The sequence below is a fragment of the Streptomyces sp. NPDC030862 genome (assembly GCF_055571835.1).
In genome coordinates this window covers 486,501-504,623 of record NZ_JBVIEN010000002.1, presented here as the reverse complement: position 1 = coordinate 504,623, position 18,123 = coordinate 486,501, and the positions used below count along the sequence as shown (strand labels likewise).

Annotated in this window: 16 protein-coding genes; 8 read left to right on the top strand and 8 right to left on the bottom strand. The window is 71.6% G+C overall.

All coding sequences use genetic code 11. The features are described 5' to 3' along the window. The first annotated feature begins 95 nt into the window (after positions 1 to 95). Together ACZ42X_RS06605 and ACZ42X_RS06600 are read left to right on the top strand one after the other, a co-directional pair. On the top strand, positions 96 to 512 hold the full coding sequence (locus ACZ42X_RS06605; RefSeq protein WP_468284901.1) for a hypothetical protein: 417 nt from the start codon (positions 96 to 98) through the stop codon (positions 510 to 512). Then, a complete protein-coding gene (locus ACZ42X_RS06600; RefSeq protein ID WP_468284899.1) occupies positions 512 to 1,144 on the top strand; it encodes an RICIN domain-containing protein in 633 nt (210 codons plus the stop codon). Before ACZ42X_RS06605 ends, ACZ42X_RS06600 begins: the two co-directional genes overlap by 1 nt. A gap of 25 nt (positions 1,145 to 1,169) precedes the next feature. Here the strand turns inward: ACZ42X_RS06600 and ACZ42X_RS06595 are convergent, their stop codons facing one another. The 3 genes from ACZ42X_RS06595 to ACZ42X_RS06585 form a co-directional block, all read right to left on the bottom strand. Beyond that, positions 1,170 to 1,922 (bottom strand): hypothetical protein, encoded by a 753-nt coding sequence (locus ACZ42X_RS06595; RefSeq protein WP_468284896.1) that lies wholly within the window; start codon positions 1,920 to 1,922, stop codon positions 1,170 to 1,172. Positions 1,923 to 1,943: 21 nt separating this feature from the next. Beyond that, a complete protein-coding gene (locus ACZ42X_RS06590; RefSeq protein ID WP_468284894.1) occupies positions 1,944 to 3,131 on the bottom strand; it encodes a YncE family protein in 1,188 nt (395 codons plus the stop codon). 138 nt (positions 3,132 to 3,269) lie between these two features. Next, a complete protein-coding gene (locus ACZ42X_RS06585; RefSeq protein WP_468284891.1) occupies positions 3,270 to 4,616 on the bottom strand; it encodes a cation:dicarboxylate symporter family transporter in 1,347 nt (448 codons plus the stop codon). 280 nt (positions 4,617 to 4,896) lie between these two features. Here ACZ42X_RS06585 and ACZ42X_RS06580 point away from each other — a divergent pair, with 280 nt between their 5' ends. The 3 genes from ACZ42X_RS06580 to ACZ42X_RS06570 all read left to right on the top strand — a co-directional run bounded on the left by ACZ42X_RS06580 (position 4,897) and on the right by ACZ42X_RS06570 (position 7,936). Then, positions 4,897 to 6,450, top strand: a complete 1,554-nt coding sequence (locus ACZ42X_RS06580) for a sensor histidine kinase (RefSeq protein WP_468285646.1) — start codon at positions 4,897 to 4,899, stop codon at positions 6,448 to 6,450. Beyond that, positions 6,447 to 7,136, top strand: coding sequence for a response regulator (locus ACZ42X_RS06575; RefSeq protein ID WP_468284887.1), 690 nt, complete (start codon positions 6,447 to 6,449; stop codon positions 7,134 to 7,136). The genes ACZ42X_RS06580 and ACZ42X_RS06575 overlap by 4 nt, the downstream gene beginning before the upstream one ends. A gap of 113 nt (positions 7,137 to 7,249) precedes the next feature. Continuing rightward, positions 7,250 to 7,936, top strand: a complete 687-nt coding sequence (locus ACZ42X_RS06570) for a helix-turn-helix domain-containing protein (protein WP_361418853.1) — start codon at positions 7,250 to 7,252, stop codon at positions 7,934 to 7,936. Between the two features lie 7 nt (positions 7,937 to 7,943). Here ACZ42X_RS06570 and ACZ42X_RS06565 read toward each other — a convergent pair whose 3' ends face one another. Both ACZ42X_RS06565 and ACZ42X_RS06560 read right to left on the bottom strand, forming a co-directional pair. After that, positions 7,944 to 8,933 (bottom strand): RICIN domain-containing protein, encoded by a 990-nt coding sequence (locus ACZ42X_RS06565; RefSeq protein WP_468284884.1) that lies wholly within the window; start codon positions 8,931 to 8,933, stop codon positions 7,944 to 7,946. A 186-nt stretch (positions 8,934 to 9,119) separates the two neighbouring features. Further along, entirely contained in the window at positions 9,120 to 10,145 is a 1,026-nt protein-coding gene (locus ACZ42X_RS06560; protein WP_468284882.1) for an ATP-dependent 6-phosphofructokinase, read from the bottom strand. Between the two features lie 202 nt (positions 10,146 to 10,347). Between ACZ42X_RS06560 and pta the strand changes: the two genes are divergently transcribed. The 3 genes from pta to pyk all read left to right on the top strand — a co-directional run bounded on the left by pta (position 10,348) and on the right by pyk (position 15,178). Next, a complete protein-coding gene (gene pta / locus ACZ42X_RS06555) occupies positions 10,348 to 12,432 on the top strand; it encodes a phosphate acetyltransferase (protein ID WP_468284880.1) in 2,085 nt (694 codons plus the stop codon). Beyond that, complete coding sequence (locus tag ACZ42X_RS06550; RefSeq protein ID WP_468284878.1) at positions 12,429 to 13,673, top strand: acetate kinase; 1,245 nt, start codon at positions 12,429 to 12,431, stop codon at positions 13,671 to 13,673. Before pta ends, ACZ42X_RS06550 begins: the two co-directional genes overlap by 4 nt. A 74-nt stretch (positions 13,674 to 13,747) precedes the next feature. Further along, on the top strand, positions 13,748 to 15,178 hold the full coding sequence (pyk, locus tag ACZ42X_RS06545; RefSeq protein WP_468284876.1) for a pyruvate kinase: 1,431 nt from the start codon (positions 13,748 to 13,750) through the stop codon (positions 15,176 to 15,178). Positions 15,179 to 15,250: 72 nt separating this feature from the next. On the opposite strand, the gene ACZ42X_RS06540 is transcribed toward pyk, so the two are convergent. The 3 genes from ACZ42X_RS06540 to ACZ42X_RS06530 all read right to left on the bottom strand — a co-directional run bounded on the left by ACZ42X_RS06540 (position 15,251) and on the right by ACZ42X_RS06530 (position 18,004). Continuing rightward, on the bottom strand, positions 15,251 to 15,802 hold the full coding sequence (locus ACZ42X_RS06540; RefSeq protein WP_468284874.1) for a hypothetical protein: 552 nt from the start codon (positions 15,800 to 15,802) through the stop codon (positions 15,251 to 15,253). A gap of 305 nt (positions 15,803 to 16,107) precedes the next feature. After that, positions 16,108 to 17,448, bottom strand: a complete 1,341-nt coding sequence (locus tag ACZ42X_RS06535; RefSeq protein ID WP_468284872.1) for a hypothetical protein — start codon at positions 17,446 to 17,448, stop codon at positions 16,108 to 16,110. Further along, positions 17,438 to 18,004 (bottom strand): DUF6114 domain-containing protein, encoded by a 567-nt coding sequence (locus ACZ42X_RS06530; protein WP_468284871.1) that lies wholly within the window; start codon positions 18,002 to 18,004, stop codon positions 17,438 to 17,440. The genes ACZ42X_RS06535 and ACZ42X_RS06530 overlap by 11 nt, the downstream gene beginning before the upstream one ends. Between the last annotated feature and the right edge of the window lie 119 nt (positions 18,005 to 18,123).

The window sequence follows — 18,123 nt, the reverse complement described above, 5'->3', positions numbered from 1 at the left end:
AGCAGGCCGCGATCCGCCCGCCGTGCGGGACGATGGACGCGTCTCGAAGGGCACGGCGGAGAGCCGACGGGCGTCAGGTGAAAGGTGGGTGGGGCATGGACATCGCGGTGATCGCAGCGACCGCCAGCACCGCGTTAGTGGGTGCCATGGCGACGGACGCGTGGGGGCAGGCGGTTCGCGGCATGACGGCGCTGTGGCAGCGGGTGCATCCCGGGCGGGCCGAGGCGGTGGGCGAGGACCTGGCCGAGGACCGGCGGCTCGTTCTCGCCGCCCACGAGAGCGGTGACGAGGAGGCCCTGCGCCGGCTGCGGGCGGAGTGGGAGAGCCGGCTGCACCGGCTGCTGAGCTCCGGAGACGAGGAGGTCGCCGACGCGCTGCGCCGGCTGGTGACCGATCAGCTCCTGCCCCACCTTCCGCGCGAGCAGCGGGCCCAGTACGTGGAGATGTACGCCGAGGCCCGCGACAACGGCCGCATCAACCAAGCCGTGAACAATCAGATCAACTTCGGGTGATGAGCACCGACGAGCGGCAGCCGTCCGTGCGCCAGAAGGCCACGGCATCCGGCAAGGGGCGCGTCCATCAGGCGGCTGGTGACCAGTACAACGTCCACGTGGCTCCCGCACGGGCCTTCTCCACTGTGGTCGCGGTACTCGCCCTGCTCGTGCTGCTGGCGGATTCCGGCGGTAAGCGGGACGCGCCGGCCGATCCGGGGGACCCGGTCCTGATCGAGACGGCGGGCGGAGAGCTGACGGCCGGGTCCGGCGGCGGCGACGCCCCCTGCGTCGTTTTCCATCCGGACACCGTGCGGGTCGTCCTGAACCGATGTGAGGGAGGCGCATCGGAGTGGAGGATGCGCCAGTATTCCGACGGCTACGCCCGCTTCGACGTCATCGCCCACGAGAACACCTGTCTGGGCATGGGTGTGGACCACCACCAGCGGAAGATCGTGGGGAGCTGGACCTGCGGCGACTACAACTCCTCCTGGAGGCTGGAGTCCCGCCCGGACGGCTTCTACCGGCTGCACAACCGGCTCGCCGAAAGCAAGAAGTGGGTCGAGGAATGCCTGACCCACGAGGGAACGACGCTGCGCCTGGGCCCCTGCCAGGAGCACGACGCCTACCAGTGGAGGTTCCCCGTTCCGTAGCCGACGCGCGTCGCCCCGGTGCGCCTCAAGAACACCCGGCCGGGGTGGGGCTCGCGTCCGTGAGGTCCGTCCAGCGCCGCAGCGTCTCGGCGTGAGAGCCGGTCGCCGTCGCGCGGGCCACCTCCTGCGCCGCTTCCGGGGCGCACTGTGAGCCGTCGCGGGTGAGGAGCACCAGCGGCCACTGCGGGACCTCGGAGTGCGGCGCGCCGTCGAAGGCGTACCAGTCCCAGGGGCCGTCGAACCGCCAGGCGCGGTCGGCGGCGTCGGCCACCTCGTCGCCGGGGTGGAGGAACGCGTACGGGCGGAACAGCAGCTCGAAGGCGAACGGGATGCCGTTGTCCGGGTACAGGTGGTTGCCTCTGCCGTTGAGGTGGCCCCCGTCCGGGTACTCGCGGTAGGACAGCCCCCGCGGCAGCACCGCGACGGCGAGGTGTGGGCGGGGGAGCCAGCCCGTCTCCTGGGGCGGGTCGAAGTGGTCGACCGCCGTCACATGGACCACGGTCGGCGGCACACCGACCCGGCACACGTCTCCCGGCTCCAGGAACGCAGGAGCCGGGTCGGTGCGGAACAACGTCATCTCGTCCCAGACGCGGGTGCGCGCGTCCAGCCCGAGGGCGACGATGCCGTTCCAGTGGAAGGACTCGCTGTCCAGGTCCCGTTCCCACCAGGGCCAGGGGACCGACAGGTAGTCCCACTTCAGGTCCTTCACCCGCGTCTCCACGAACGGGCAGGCGACCTTCAGTACGTCACCCACCCGGAAACCGGCGTCCTCGCTCATGGCCCCGAGGCTACGACGGCCCTACCGCCTGAGCCCCGGCAGGGCGTCCTCTGCGACCTTGGCCGCCCGTTCGCGCTGCGGGTAGTCGCCGACCTTCACGCGGGCGACCTCCTTGGCCGTGCGGTAGTCGACGACGGAGACCTCGTCCCGGTTCGAGAGCGTGACGAAGCAGTGGGTACCGCCGGGGGCCGTGACGGACCAGTACGGGAGGGCGCCCGGCTCGTAGTGGACGAAGCCGTCGGTGGTCAGGCCCGGGCGGGAGACGACGGCGGTGTAGTCGTCGATGGTGCCGGCCATGCAGAGCTTGTCGTGGGTGCCGTTCATCGCCATGCCGTGGTGGGCGGAGTTCTGCGGGTAGTCGTCGGGCTTGAGGGCCGCGCCGGCCGCGCTGAACGGCATCTGGACCGTGCGGACGGTGCGGCCGGCGACCAGGTCGTACTCGATGAAGCCGTTGAGGTACGACAGTTGGGCGTACATCGTCTTCTCGTCGGGCGTGATGACCGCCGGGCGGACGCCCTTGTCGAAGGTGTACGTGCGCAGCACCTTCAGCGTCCTGGCGTCGGCGACGGTCACCTGCTTGGCGCCCTTGAGGGCGTCGAGGGCCTTGGGCAGGGAGGTGACGCCGATGGACATGTTGTAGATGCGGCTGCCGTCGGGCGAGTACATGTTCTCGTGCGGGTACGTACCCGTCGGGAACTCGCCGGTGATGCGGCCGGTCGCGGTGTCCAGGGTCTGGCTCTTGGCGGCCGTGATGGCCGAGACGACGAAGGTGGAGCCGTCCGCCGAGAGCGCCGCGTGGTCGGCCTTGAGGCCGTCGAGGTGCGTGCGCCAGAGCTGGCGGCCGGAGGCGATGTCGTACGCGGCGGCGTCGCCGAGGTTGCCGCGGGAGACGTACAGGGTGCGGCCGTCGGGCGAGAGGTGGGCGTCGTCGACGAACTTGTCGCCGCCCGCCTGCTGCTTGACGATCTCGTACGCGGCGCGGCGCAGGGGGCCCATGCCGTCCAGGACGTCGTCGAGGTCGGGGATGACGTCGAGCGAGCCGAGGTTCTCGTACGTGCGGGAGTCGAGGAAGCTGACCGTGCCGTCGGCGCTGTTGCCGACGAGGACGACGTCCCTGAGGGGCTGTTCGGCCGCCGTGGCGGTGGAGGTGGTCACGGAGCCCAGGGCGAGCGTGAGGGTGAGGGCGAGCAGGGTGGGGAGACGCAACATCGGACCATCCCTTCATGGGCATGCCAAATGGCTCGGCACCACGATGACACGGTTCCGTTACCGGCGGTAAGCCCGGGAACGAAACCGCGCGGGAGCCCACCCCTCGGGGCGCTCCTCCCGCGCGGTCTCACGCGTCCCTCAGACCTTGACCGGCTCGCGGCCCTCGCGCTCCTCCGGCGCCTCGGCCGCCGCCGGCCCGTGGTCGTCCACCAGCGTCTGCTCGTCGAACGGCACCCGCCCCGCGAGGACCTCCGCCACCCGGGCCTTGTCGATCTCCTTCGTCCAGGTCCCGACCAGCACCGTCGCGACCGCGTTCCCCGCGAAGTTCGTCAGCGCGCGGGCCTCGCTCATGAAGCGGTCGATGCCGACGATGAGCCCGACGCCGTCGACCAGCTCGGGCCGGTGCGACTGGAGGCCGCCGGCCAGCGTGGCCAGGCCCGCGCCGGTCACGCCCGCCGCACCCTTCGAGGCGATGATCATGAAGACGAGGAGCGAGACCTGCTCACCGACCGAGAGCGGGTTGCCCATCGCCTCCGCGACGAAGAGCGACGCCATGGTCAGGTAGATCGCGGTGCCGTCCAGGTTGAAGGAGTAGCCCGTCGGCACGGTGATGCCGACGACCGGCTTGCTCACGCCCAGGTGCTCCATCTTGGCGATGAGCCGCGGCAGCGCCGACTCCGACGACGAGGTCGACAGGATCAGCAGGAACTCGCGCCCCAGGTACTTCAGCAGTGCCAGGATGTTCACGCCCGCCACCAGCCGCAGCAGCAGACCGAGGACGACGAAGACGAAGAGCGTGCAGGTGAGGTAGAAGCCGATCATGATGACGGCGAGCGACTTCAGGGCGTCGACGCCGGTCTCGCCGACCACGGCGGCGATCGCGCCGAAGGCGCCCACCGGAGCCACCCACATGATCATGGCGAGGATCCGGAAGACCAGCCGCTGGATGTGCCCGATCCCGCGCAGCACCGGCTCGCCCGCCCGGCCCATCGCCTGCAGCGCGAAGCCCGCGAGCAGCGCGACCAGCAGCGTCTGGAGGACCTCGCCCTCGGTGAAGGCGGAGACCAGCGTCTTGGGGATCACGCCGAGGAGGAAGTCCACCGTGCCCTCGCTCGCCCCCGCCGCCTGCTTCTCGCCGGCCTGGCGCGCCGCGTCCGTCAGGTGCAGTCCGGCCCCCGGCTCCAGCAGGTTCCCGACGAGCAGGCCGATGGCGAGGGCCACGGTCGACATGACCATGAAGTAGCCCAGCGCCAGTCCGCCGACCGCGCCCACCTTGGCCGCCTTGCGTACCGAGCCGACGCCCAGCACGATCGTGCAGAAGATGATCGGCGAGATCATCATCTTGATCAGGTTCACGAAGCCGGTGCCGAGCGGCTTGAGCTCGACGGCCACCCCGGGGGCGGCGAAGCCCACGACGATGCCGAGCACGACCGCCCCGATGACGGCCAGATACAGATAGTGGGTACGGTCCCGGCGTGCGGCCACGGGTCCCTCCTCGGTGAGTCGCTCCACTGTCCCGGTGGAGCCGTCCCTTCGGACCTGTCCCTGCTGGATCAGATCCCGGAGACCATCTCTCACCCGGTGGCCGCGGTCACCGTTGCGTACCTTTCGTTCATACGATTCCGGCCGCGTTTTCCCGCCAGGCAGACTTACCGCCATGCGCAGACCCCGCGTACCCCGCGTACCCGGCGTATCCCGCCCCCGCAGCCGCCCACGCCCGCGCCCGCGCCCGCGCCCGCGCAGCCTCGCCGGCCAGCTCTTCGCGATGCAGGTCGTGCTGATGGCCGCCGTCGTCGCGGGGTGCGCGCTCTTCGCGTACCTCACCGACCGGCGCCAGGCCGAGGAGACCGCGCGCCGCCAGGTGACGGCGACCGCGACCGCCGTCGCCCGCTCCCCCGCCGTCGTCGCGGCGGCGCGCTCCGCCGACCCGACGGCCGCGCTCCAGCCGTACGCCGCCTCCCTCACCGGCTCCACGGGCGTCACCTTCGTGACGATCATGGCGCCGGACGGGACCCGCTGGACGCACCCGGATCCGGACCGGATCGGCGGGACGTACCTGGGCAGCATCGACCAGGCGCGGCGCGGGGAGACGTACACGGAGACGTACCGCGGCACGCTCGGGCGGTCCGTGCGGACGGTGGTGCCGGTGTACGACGGCGGGCGCGTGGTCGCCCTCGTCAGCGCGGGCATCACCGTCGACCGGATCAGCGAGCAGCTGAGCAAGCAGGTCACCGCGCTGCTCGGCATGGCGGGCGCGGCGCTCGCGCTCGGCGGGCTCGGTACGTACGTGATCAACGCGCGGCTGCGGCGCCACACGCACGGCATGAACGCCGCCGAGCTGAGCCGGATGCACGACTACCACGAGGCCGCGCTGCACGCGGTGCGCGAGGGGCTGGTGATGCTCGACGGGCAACGGCGCATCGCGCTGATCAACGACGGGGGGCGGGAGCTGCTGGGCCTGGACCCGGAGGCCGTGGGCAGGCCCGTCGCCGAGCTCGGGCTGCCGCCCTCCCTCACCGGCGCGCTTCTCTGCGCCGAGCCGCGCGTCGACGAGCTGCACCTGACGGCCGACCGGGTGCTGGTGGTCTCCACCCGGCCGGTGGTCGGCGGGGAGCGGCGCGGCACCGTGGTGACGCTGCGGGACCACACCGAGCTCCAGGCGCTCTCGGGCGAGCTGGACTCGGAGCGCGGGTTCACGCAGGCGCTGCGCTCGCAGGCCCACGAGGCGGCGAACCGGCTGCACACCGTCGTGTCGCTCATCGAGCTGGGGCGGGCCGAGGAGGCGGTGGAGTTCGCGACGGCCGAGCTGGAGCTGGCGCAGGCGCTCACGGACCGGGTCGTGGACGCGGTCGCCGAGCCGGTCCTCGCGGCGCTGCTGCTCGGCAAGGCGGCGCAGGCCAACGAGCGGGGCGTCGAGCTGGTCCTGACGGAGGACAGCCGCATCGACGACGGCGTCCTGCCGCCGAGCCTGCCCGCCCGGGACCTGGTCACCATCCTCGGCAACCTGGTCGACAACGCCGTGGAGGCCGCGCAGGGCAGCAGGCTGGCCCGCGTCACGGTCACCGCGCGCGCCGACGACCACGGCGGCGAGGTGCTGTTGCGCGTCGCCGACAGCGGCCCCGGCATCGGGACCGACGACCACGACGCCGTCTTCGAGCGCGGCTGGTCCACCCGGGGCCCGGGCCGCGGCCTCGGCCTCGCGCTCGTACGGCAGGCGGCGCACCGGGGGCGGGGCACCATCGAGCTGGGGCACGGGCCGGACGCGGGCGCGGAGTTCACCGTACGGCTGCCCCTGCGCCCGGTGGAGGTGGTGTCATGACCGCGGCCGGGGCCATCAGGGTCCTGGTGGTCGAGGACGATCCGGTCGCCGCCGACGCCCACGCGCTGTACGTCGGCCGGGTGCCGGGCTTCGAGGTCGTCGGGGTCGCGCACACGCGCGCCGCCGCCGGGCGGCTGCTGGAGCGCGTAGCCGTCGACCTGATCCTGCTCGACCTCTACCTGCCGGACGGGCACGGCCTGCACCTGCTGCGCTCGCTGCGGGCGGCCGGGCACCACGCGGACGTCATCGCCGTCACCTCGGCGCGCGACCTGGGGATCGTCCGCGAGGGGGTGTCGCTGGGCGTCGTCCAGTACGTCCTGAAGCCGTTCACCTTCGCCACGCTGCGGGACCGGCTGGCCCGGTACGCCGAGTTCCGGGCGGCGGCCGGCGAGGCGTCGGGCCAGGAGGAGGTGGACCGGGCGCTCGCGGTGCTGCGTACGCCCCGGCCGGCCGCGCTGCCGAAGGGGCTGAGCGCGCCGACGCTGGCGGCCGTGACGCGCACCCTGCGGGAGGCGCCCGGCGGGCTGACCGCCGCCGAGGCCGGCGCGGCGGTCGGCATCTCGCGGATCACGGCGCGGCGCTATCTGGAGCATCTAGTGGAGACGGGCCGGGCGGCGCGCAGCCCCCAGTACGGGCAGGTGGGACGGCCGGAGCTGCAATACCGGTGGATCACCGCGGTACGGTAAATTACCCGTAGGTATACCAATAGGTAGTGGTTTATCTGGACGTTCCTACGACTTTCGGCGTTGGCTGAACGCACCGTAGCCAGAGGTGACCCTCCGCACCTACCGTGTGCCGCGTGCACCCCTCCCCACCCACACCCCCGTTCAACGCGCTCGCCGCGCGCCGACTGCGCGAGGCGCTCGGCATGGGGCCCGCCCACGTCGCGTACGGCTTGCGCGCGCAGTACGGACTCGCCGTCCCACCCGAGACGGTGATGGCCTGGGAACGCGGCACCGCCGCGCCCACCTCCCAGGAGCTCACCGCGCTCGCCGGGGTCCTGTGGTGTTCGCCGGGCGAGCTGCTGGCCGCGGCGACGACCCTGCGCGAGCACCGCATCGCGCGGGCCATGGCGCCCGAGGACCTGGCCCGCCGGATCGGGCTCGACACCAAGGCGTACCTCCGCATGGAGGAGTCCGGCCGCTGGCGCGGCAACGAACGGCAGACCGCGGCGCTCGCCGACGCGCTGGCCCTCGGGCCGCGCGAGCTGCTGACCGTCACGGGCCGCCACGCGCAGCTCGCGGACCTGCTGCGCAGCGCCGCCACCACCCGCTGGCAGGCGTACGTCCGGCCGCTCGCGAAGCTGCTGCCCATCGACCGCGGCCGCCTGGAGCAGGTCCTCCAGCAGCTGCACGCCGACTACCAGGCGCGGATGGTGTCCACCAACAGCTGGGGCGTGGACCTCACCGACAGCAGCGACGGCCAGGCGGGCAAGGAGTTCCTGGAGCGGATCGACGAGCACTTCTGGGCGCTGGTCCAGTACTGATCACCGATCACCGCGCGTCGGCGGGGTCCAGGCTGAACAGCTGACCCTCGCCATCCTCCCGGCACGCCTCCTGGATCACGTCCGTCCACGGCTCGCGCGAGGCGTCCCGTATGCGCAGGCACAGGTCCGAGTGCGCGGACCTGAGGCGGTAGCCCGCCACGGGGTCGCCGAACCCCTCGATCCGGAAGGCCTCGCGCGGGCCCCTTTTGCCGCACTCCTGGTCGATCAGGGGCGCGCCGTGCTGTTCCGTCACCTCGACGGGGATGCCCGAGCAGCCGGACCCGAACTCGGGGTGGTCGGAGCGGATGCGCCACAGTCCGCCGCCGAGCCGTACGAGCGCGTAGCGGGGCACGGTCGCCCCCGCGCACGGCACCTGGTAGACCTGCCCGCTCTGCTGACCGGGCCGTTCGTTCAGGCAGAGCCCGGAGTGCACCGCCCGTATCCGTACGGGGCCGGGCGCGGGGGCCGCGGCGTCCTCCTTCACGTGCTCCTCGTCGCCACCCCGCAGGAACGCCACGACGGTCGTCGCGGCCACGACGAGCGCCAGCACCGCGACGAGCGGGACGAACCACGCCTGTAACGCACTGCGGCCCGCGGCCTGCGGCTCCTCCTCCCGCTCCCCGGTCTCCGGACCGGAACCCGGCGCGAGCTCCGACGTCGGCTCCGCCCCTGACTCCGACTCCGACTCCGACAGCTCGAACCACCGCTCGCGGCCCGCCAGCTCCTTGCGGACCGCGAGCCAGGACTCCAACGCCTCGGGGCCCACCCCGCACGCCCGGACGAAGGCCGACAAGAGCTCCTCGCGCGGCACCGTCGTACGGGCCAGCATGTTCGCGACCGTCGAGCGGGGCAGCACCTCCCCGAGCGCCTCGGCGCGCGCCGACAGCTCCCGGTAGGTGAGGCCCGACCAGCCCTTGAGGTCCTGCAGCAGCGCGATGAACGCGGCAGGGTCCCGGGCCTCCCTGGGGTCGGGAGCTGCTCTCTCCCCGTCGGTCACCTCGGCCCTCCCCCGTTCTGGGACATGTCCCGGACAGGCGTAAGCCTTGTTGAATCGGCGACGCGGCTCAAGAGTGGAAACCGGCAATTCCGGTCGACGTCCGTCGGCCGACGGAAAGGCCGCGGCCCCGGTCCTCCACGGGGGAGCCGACCGGGGCCGCACGCACAGGGGGCGGGGGGGAGCGGGTCAGAAGACCGACTCCGCCTCGTACATCCGGTTCGCCGGCACCGTCTTCAGCTGCGTGACCGCCTCCGCCAACGGCACCATGTGGATGTCCGTGCCCCGCAGGGCCGTCATCCTGCCGAACTCCTTGCGGTGCGCCGCCTCCACCGCGTGCCAGCCGAAGCGGGTCGCGAGGACGCGGTCGTACGCGGTCGGAGTGCCACCGCGCTGGACGTGGCCCAGGATGACCGGGCGGGCCTCCTTGCCGAGGCGCCGCTCCAGCTCCTTCGCGAGCCGGTTGCCGATGCCCTGGAAGCGCTCGTGACCGTACTGGTCGATGGCGCCCTTCTCGTACTCCATCGAGCCCTCGGCCGGGTGCGCGCCCTCGGCGACGCAGATGACGGCGAACTTCTTGCCGCGCGAGAAGCGCTCCTCGACCATCTTCACCAGGTCGTCGACCTCGAACGGCCGCTCCGGCAGACAGATGCCGTGCGCGCCGCCCGCCATGCCGGACTCCAGCGCGATCCAGCCGGCGTGCCGCCCCATCACCTCGACGACCATCACGCGCTGGTGCGACTCGGCGGTGGTCTTGAGACGGTCTATGGCCTCGGTCGCGACCATCACGGCCGTGTCGAAGCCGAAGGTGCGGTCGGTGGAGGAGATGTCGTTGTCGATGGTCTTGGGTACGCCGACAACCGGCATGCCCGCCTCCGACAGCATGCGCGCCGCGGTCAGCGTGCCCTCGCCGCCGATGGGGATGAGGACGTCGATGCCGTAGCGCTTCTGCAGCTCCTCGCAGTTCTCGGCGGCCTCCTGCAGCCGGGCCCGCTCCAGGCGGGCGGAGCCGAGGATCGTACCGCCGCGGGCGAGGATGCCGCTCACCGCGTTGAGGTCGAGGGGCCGGTAGTGGCCGTCGAGGAGACCCTTGAAGCCGTCCTCGAAGCCGATGACCTCGTCGCCGTGTCCCGTGAGCGCCCGGTGCACGACCGACCGGATCACTGCGTTCAGCCCGGGGCAGTCGCCGCCTGCGGTGAGGACTCCGATGCGCATCGTGCTGTGTCTCCTGCTCGTAGTGGTACGTGTGAGCCTTACCGAATTGTCCCACGGCTCGGCCACGCAGCGTGTTCTCCGCGCCGCCCTCGGAGCCAGGCGCCGGGTGGGCGCTCTACCCACCGCCAGAGGTATTGTCAAGAGGGTATCGGGCACCCGAACAGAGATTTTTTATCCGCACCGGCCTGACAGGAGAGCTTGCGTGGCGCGCAGCGTGTACGTGACGGGGATCGACCGGGGGGACGGCCGCCAGGTCGTCGAGCTGGGAGTCATGGAGCTCCTGACCCGCCAAGTGGACCGGGTGGGGGTGTTCCGGCCACTGGTGCACGACGGTCCCGACCGCCTCTTCGACCTGCTGCGGGTCCGCTACCGGCTCTCCCAGGACCCCGCCACGGTGTACGGCATGGACTACCACGAGGCGTCCGCGCTCCAGGCCGAGAAGGGCACCGACGAGCTGGTCTCCCGGCTGGTCGACCGGTTCCACGCGGTGGCGCGCGACTACGAGGTGGTGCTCGTCCTCGGTACGGACTTCCACGCCACGCAGCTGCCCGAGGAGCTCGCGCTCAACGCCCGCCTCGCCAACGAGTTCGGCGCCTCCGTCATACCCGTGGTCGGCGGCAAGGGCCAGGACGCCGACTCCGTGCGCGCCGAGACGCGCAACGCCTTCCGGGCGTACGAGAGCCTCGGCTGCGACGTCCTCGCCATGGTCGCCAACCGCGTGGCGCCCGAGGACCGCGACGCCCTGGCCGAGCGGCTCGCCACGCGCCTGCCGGTGCCGGTGTACGTCCTGCCGGACATGCCCGCGCTCTCCGCGCCGACGGTCGCTCAGATCCGGCACCACCTCGGCGCCGAGGTCGTCCTCGGCGACGACTCGGGGCTCGCGCGCGACGCGCTGGACTTCGTCTTCGGCGGCGCGATGCTGCCGAACTTCCTCAACGCCCTGACCCCCGGCTGCCTGGTCGTCACCCCCGGCGACCGCGCCGACCTGGTCGTGGGCGCGCTGGCCGCGCACTCCGCCGGCAACCCGCCCATCGCGGGCGTGCTGCTCACGCTGAACGAGCGCCCCAGCCGGGAGGTCCTCAACCTGGCGGCGCGGCTCGCGCCCGGTACGCCGGTGCTGTCGGTGAGCGGCAACAGCTTCCCGACCGCCGCCGAGCTGTTCTCGCTGGAGGGCAAGCTGAACGCCGCCACGCCGCGCAAGGCGGAGACCGCGCTGGGCCTCTTCGAGCGGCACGTCGACGCCGCCGACCTGCTCAAGCGGCTGTCGGTGGCGCGCAGCGGCCGGGTCACGCCGATGATGTTCGAGCACGAGCTGCTGGAGCAGGCGCGCGCCGACCGCCGCCGCGTGGTCCTGCCCGAGGGCACCGAGGAGCGCGTGCTGCGCGCCGCCGACGTGCTCGTACGCCGTGACGTGTGCGCCCTGACGCTGCTGGGCGACGTCGAGGTGATCCGGAAGAAGGCCGCCGACCTGGGTGTCGACCTCGGCGCGGACACACAGCTGATCGACCCGGCGACGTCCGAGCTGCGCCAGCTGTTCGCGGAGCGGTACGCGGCGCTGCGCGCGCACAAGGGGGTCAGCGTGGAGCTGGCGTACGACGTGGTGTCGGACGTCAACTACTTCGGCACGCTGATGGTGCAGGAGGGCCTGGCCGACGGCATGGTGTCGGGCTCGGTGCACTCCACGGCCGCCACCATCCGCCCCGCCTTCGAGATCATCAAGACCAAGCCGGAGGCGTCGATCGTCTCCTCCGTCTTCTTCATGTGCCTGGCGGACAAGGTGCTGGTGTACGGCGACTGCGCGGTCAACCCGGACCCGAACGCCGAGCAGCTCGCCGACATCGCGGTGCAGTCGGCGGCGACGGCCGCCCGCTTCGGCGTCGAGCCGCGCATCGCGATGCTGTCGTACTCGACGGGCACCTCCGGCTCGGGCGCGGACGTCGACAAGGTGCGCGAGGCGACGAAGCTGGTGCGCGAGCGGTACCCGGAGCTGAAGATCGAGGGCCCGATCCAGTACGACGCGGCCGTCGAGCCGTCGGTCGCCGCGACGAAGCTGCCGGGCTCGGAGGTGGCGGGCCAGGCGACGGTGCTGATCTTCCCGGACCTGAACACGGGGAACAACACGTACAAGGCCGTGCAGCGTTCGGCCGGCGCCGTGGCCGTCGGCCCGGTGCTCCAGGGCCTGCGCAAGCCGGTGAACGACCTGTCGCGCGGCGCGCTCGTCAGCGACATCGTGAACACGGTCGCGATCACCGCGATCCAGTCCCAGCAGAAGGCAACGCAGTCGTGAGCAACCCGAATTCGAACTCCGCCACCGGCGCCACCCGCGTCCTCGTCCTCAACTCCGGCTCGTCGTCGGTGAAGTACCAGCTGCTCGACATGCACGACGGCGCCCGCATGGCCGTCGGGCTGGTCGAGCGCATCGGGGAAGAAACGTCCCGCCTGGTGCACACCCCGCTGACGGACGGCGGCGAGCAGCGCGAGCGTACGGCTCCGATCGCGGACCACGAGGCGGCGCTGAAGGCGGTCGCGGAGGAGCTGGCGGCGGACGGGCTGGGCCTGGACTCGCCGGAACTGGCGGCGATCGGCCACCGGGTGGTGCACGGCGGTCTGAAGTTCTCCGCGCCGACGGTCATCACCGACGAGGTGCTCGCCGAGATCGAGCGGCTGGTGCCGGTGGCGCCGCTGCACAACCCGGCGAACATCACGGGCATCCGCACCGCGCAGGCGCTGCGGCCGGACCTGCCGCAGGTCGCCGTCTTCGACACGGCGTTCCACACGACGATGCCGGAGTACGCGGCGCGGTACGCGATCGACGCCGAGACCGCGGACGCGCACCGCATCCGCCGGTACGGCTTCCACGGCACGTCGCACGCGTACGTGTCGCGGAAGGTCGCGCAGCTGCTGGGCAAGGACCCGGCCGAGGTGAACGTGATCGTGCTGCACCTGGGCAACGGCGCCTCGGCGTCGGCGGTGGCGGGCGGCCGGTGCGTGGACACCTCGATGGGACTGACCCCCTTGGAGGGGCTCGTCATGGGTACGCGCTCCGGTGACATCGACCCGGCGGTGGTGTTCCACCTGAAGCGGGTCGCCGGAATGTCGACCGATGAGATCGATGTGCTGCTGAACAAGAAGAGCGGTTTGGTGGGGCTTTGCGGTGACAATGACATGCGTGAGATCCGACGCCGGATCGACGAGGGTGATCAGCGGGCGCAGCTAGCCTTCGACATTTACATCCACCGGCTGAAGAAGTACATCGGCGCCTATTACGCGGTGCTGGGCCGGGTGGACGCGGTGGCGTTCACGGCGGGCGTCGGCGAGAACGCAGCCCCGGTGCGGGAGGCCGCCGTCGCCGGGCTGGAGGAGCTGGGCCTGGCGGTGGACGCGGGTCTCAACGCCGTACGGTCCGGCGAGCCGCGGCTGATCTCGCCGGAGTACGCGCGGGTGGCGGTGGCGGTGGTCCCGACGGACGAAGAGCTCGAAATCGCCCGGCAAACCTACTCGCTGGTCAACTCCGCGGTCGACGACTGAGCGCACACGCGCCCATTTGTACATTCCACCAGACGGAATATTCCGCAGTGAAACAAACCGATAGGATCCGCCTTATGCGCCGTTCCAAAATCGTCTGCACACTGGGCCCCGCCGTCGACTCGTATGAGCAGCTGAAAGCGCTCATCGAGGCCGGTATGAACGTGGCCCGCTTCAACATGAGCCACGGATCCCACGCTGAGCACGAGGAGCGGTACCACCGCGTCCGCCAGGCCGCCGAGGACACCGGCCGCGCCGTGGGCGTGCTCGCCGACCTCCAGGGCCCGAAGATCCGTCTGGAAACCTTCGCCGAGGGGCCGGTCGAACTGGTCCGCGGCGACGAGTTCACCATCACCACCGAGGACGTCCCCGGTGACAAGTCCATCTGCGGTACCACGTACAAGGGCCTGCCCGGCGACGTCTCCAAGGGCGACCAGATCCTGATCAACGACGGCAACGTCGAGCTGCGCGTCACCGAGGTCGACGGCACCCGCGTCCGGACGATCGTCGTCGAGGGCGGCGTCATCTCGGACCACAAGGGCATCAACCTGCCGGGTGCCGCCGTCAACGTCCCGGCCCTCTCCGAGAAGGACGTCGACGACCTGCGCTTCGCGCTGCGGATGGGCTGCGACCTGGTCGCGCTGTCCTTCGTGCGCGACGCCAACGACGTCAAGGACGTCCACAAGGTGATGGACGAGGTGGGCCGCCGGGTCCCGGTCATCGCCAAGGTGGAGAAGCCGCAGGCCGTCGAGAACATGCAGGACGTCGTCATGGCGTTCGACGGCGTGATGGTGGCGCGCGGCGACCTGGCCGTCGAGTACCCGCTGGAGCGGGTCCCGATGGTGCAGAAGCGGCTCATCGAGATGTGCCGCCGCAACGCCAAGCCGGTGATCGTCGCGACCCAGATGATGGAGTCGATGATCACCAACTCGCGCCCGACGCGCGCCGAGGCGTCCGACGTCGCCAACGCGATCCTGGACGGCGCCGACGCGGTCATGCTGTCGGCGGAGTCCTCGGTGGGCGCGTACCCCATCGAGACCGTCAAGACGATGTCGAAGATCGTCACCGCGGCGGAGGAGGAGCTCCTCGCCAAGGGCCTCCAGCCCCTGGTCCCCGGCAAGAAGCCCCGCACCCAGGGCGGCTCGGTCGCCCGCGCGGCCGCCGAGATCGCCGACTTCCTCGACGGCAAGGCCCTGGTCGCCTTCACCAAGTCCGGCGACACGGCCCGCCGCCTCTCCCGCTACCGCGCGGCCCAGCCGATCATGGCCTTCACGACGGAGACCTCGACCCGCAACCAGCTCGCCCTGAGCTGGGGCGTCGAGTCCTTCGTGGTCCCCCACGTCGACAACACCGACGCGATGGTCGACCTGGTCGACGCGGAGCTGTCCAAGCTCCAGCGCTTCAACGCGGGCGACACCATGGTCATCACGGCGGGCTCGCCCCCCGGCGTCCCGGGCACCACGAACATGGTCCGGGTGCACCACCTGGGCGGGGAGCACCGGGACTGACGGTCCGGCTCCCGCCGCAACGTAACGGTGCCCCTGCCGTCCGGTCGGACGTCAGGGGCACCATCGCGTTCGTCACGGCAGCAGCGGCACCATGTCCTCCCATGCCTCGAACTCGCCGCTGCGCGGGTGTTCCCGCAGCAGGTGCGCGATGTGACGAGGGGGAGCGAGGAGCTGCTTGATCCTGCGCAGCTCCAGCATCTGCCCACGATCGAGCGTGCGCCAGCCCGGGGCCGCGAGCTCGGATGCGGCCTGCCGGCTCATGGGCATGGCGTCGAGGGCCTTGTCCAGGACCCGTCCCGCGTCGAGCAGCGGAACGTCGGGGCGTGGGCCCACGCTGTCCACCAGGGACACACGCAGCCACAGGTCCCGCAGCAGCCACTCGTTGCCCAGGCGGCCCGTCGCCCGCTCGGCCGCTCCCAGCAGGGACGACCAGGCCGCGGCCGCGGCCTGCCACTGCTCGCCTGTGAGCTGTCCGCACTCCGCCTGAAGTCGGCGGGCGAACATCTGGGCCGCCGCGATCCAGTCGTTGACCTCGCCATCGGCAGCGGCCACATCGGGGCCCGACCACCGGCGCACATGCGCGTCGAGGTCCAGCCGGCCGAGATCGTCGAAGAGCGTGCTCATGGTTTCCCCTCGCGTACGGGGGCGCCACCCCGGTTTCGCAGGGAACCGGGGCAGCGCCCCCACAGCCGTTCTCCGTCCCCGTCAGGTGGTGACCGCCACTCCGGCAGCGTTGCAGGCGCGGCTGAAGCTGCGGCCGCGCTCCACGATGGTCACCGTGCCGGCACCGTACTCGATGTCGCCTGCGATCTCGCCGGGGGACAGCTTGCGTCAACGTCTCTGTCGCAACGGCCCATTGCCGCAGCCTCCCCACCCGGCTCGGGCAAGGAGGCCACGGCATTGCGAGATTCCGATCAGGGCCGTTCCGGTCAGCCCTCGATGAAGTTCTTGAGGCCCGGCACCGTCAGCGTGCCGCCGAACTGGGCGGCCTGCGTGGCCTTCACGTTGGTGAAGAAGGCGTACGGGACGTTCAGCGGAGGCGGGGTCTCGGGGCTGAAGGTGATCGGGATGATGCCGAAGAGGTTGCCCTTCAGCTCCTCGGTGTACATCGTCACCGTGCCACCGCGGATCGTGGACTTCGAGCCCGGGCGCGAGGTGACGTGACCGGTGCGGCCCTCGGAGTGGACCGTCGTCTGGTGCAGGTCGTGGATGTCGGCCTCGTCGGCGGTGAACTTCAGGACCTTCTTCACCTTGCCGCTGCTCGTCCTGACCTCCACGATGCCGTGGTAGTCCAGGCCGCGCAGGGTGAGCAGCGAACTCTCCAGCTTCCACGGGTCGTCCGGGAGCAGCGGGATCCCGGGCTCCAGCTCGGCGTCCGCGAGGGCCTCGGGGTCGGGGGTCGGGCAGGGGAAGCGGGGCTTGGCGCCCTCGGGGATGTCCTCGTCCTTCTTGGGGTCGAGTCCCTTGACGTCCTCGGGCAGCTCCTCCACCGTGGCGCCGGCCTCGTCGGCGGCGTCCTTGATGGCTTGCTTGGTCTTGTCGAGGCTGTCGTCCACGGGCTTGGTGGACGGCTTGGCCGCCGGCTGCGTGGTGGGCTGCGCGGACGGCTTGGCGGACGGCTTCGCCGCCGGCGAGGTGGTCGGGGTGGGCGCGCTCGTCGACGGGGTGGCCGTCGGCTCGTCGTCGTCCGGACCGTCGAAGATGTCCTTGATCGCGTCACCGACGCCCAGCGGATCCAGCGGATTCCTGGTCTCCGTCGGCGTGGGGGTCGGGGTCGGCGTGGGCTTGGGGGCCGTGGACCCCGTCGCGCCGGTCTTGGGGTCGGCCGGCGGCTGCCCGCTCGGCTTCGCCGTGCCGCTCGCGCTCGCACTCGCCGAGGGGCTGGCGCCGGGCGCCGGCTCCTCGGTCGCCGTGTCGTCGTCGCCCGCACCCGTGCCGGCGCTCGCGGACGGCTTCGGCGACGGCGACTGCGACGGCGACTCCGACGCGGACGGCTTGGCCGACTCCTCGTCGTCCCGCGGTTCGTCCGACCGCGTCACGCACGGGCCGGGCGCGAAGGGGATGTCCTTCTCGTCGGCGAGCGCCAGCTTGGGCGTGAGGCCGAGCCCCACGAGTACGGCGGTGGGCATCGCGGCCAGGGCTATCGCCTTGCCCGCCGGTGCCTGGAGCTTGGTCAGCAGCGACTTCTTCGGGGCCGCGTGGCGCGGCCCCCTTCTCGCCAGAGTGTCGTCGCCCCCAGTCGTCGCCGACTGCGTTTCGTCACCCCGCACTGTTCCTCCCGCCGTTGGCTTCGATGGTGCTTTCGGTCGCGTTCGTCTGCGGGACGGCGGACGGTACGCCGCCCGCCCGCTGGTCCGGGATCGCGGAGACCGCCTCGGCACGCTCAGCGCCCTCGCCGCCTGCCGGGGTCTCCCCCGCGTCCGTCTCCTCCACCGGCACGCCCGGCGCCCAGGAGCAGGACATCGCACCGCCGAGCAGGGCGAAGAGGAAGCCGACGAGGAAGCCCCCGATGTTGGACACCGGAAGGGACACGAGCGCCAGAACGATCGCGGCGACACCCGCGAACACCCGGACGATGGGCTGGAACCACATCGTCAGGCCGAGCGCGATCAGCAGCACGCCGATGATCAGGGATGCCGAGCCCGCCGTGGTCTGCATGGCGATCGTCATGTTGCCGAGCCGCACGTCGGCGTACGGGAAGTAGGTGATCGGTACGCCACCGATCATGGTGAACAGCCCGCCCCAGAAGGGCCGGTTGCCCCGCCACGCGCGGAAGCGCAGTCGCCAGTAGGTGAATCCGCGGGAACCAGTGGACTCGGCGCTCATGGAAAACAGCTCCCTGGAAGCGGTGGTGCTGAGAAGAAATGGTGAGAAGGTACCGATGGGCACAAAAGCGCATCGGTACGCCGGGTGGGCGGGGCGGCCTACCGCGCAACCCCACCCAC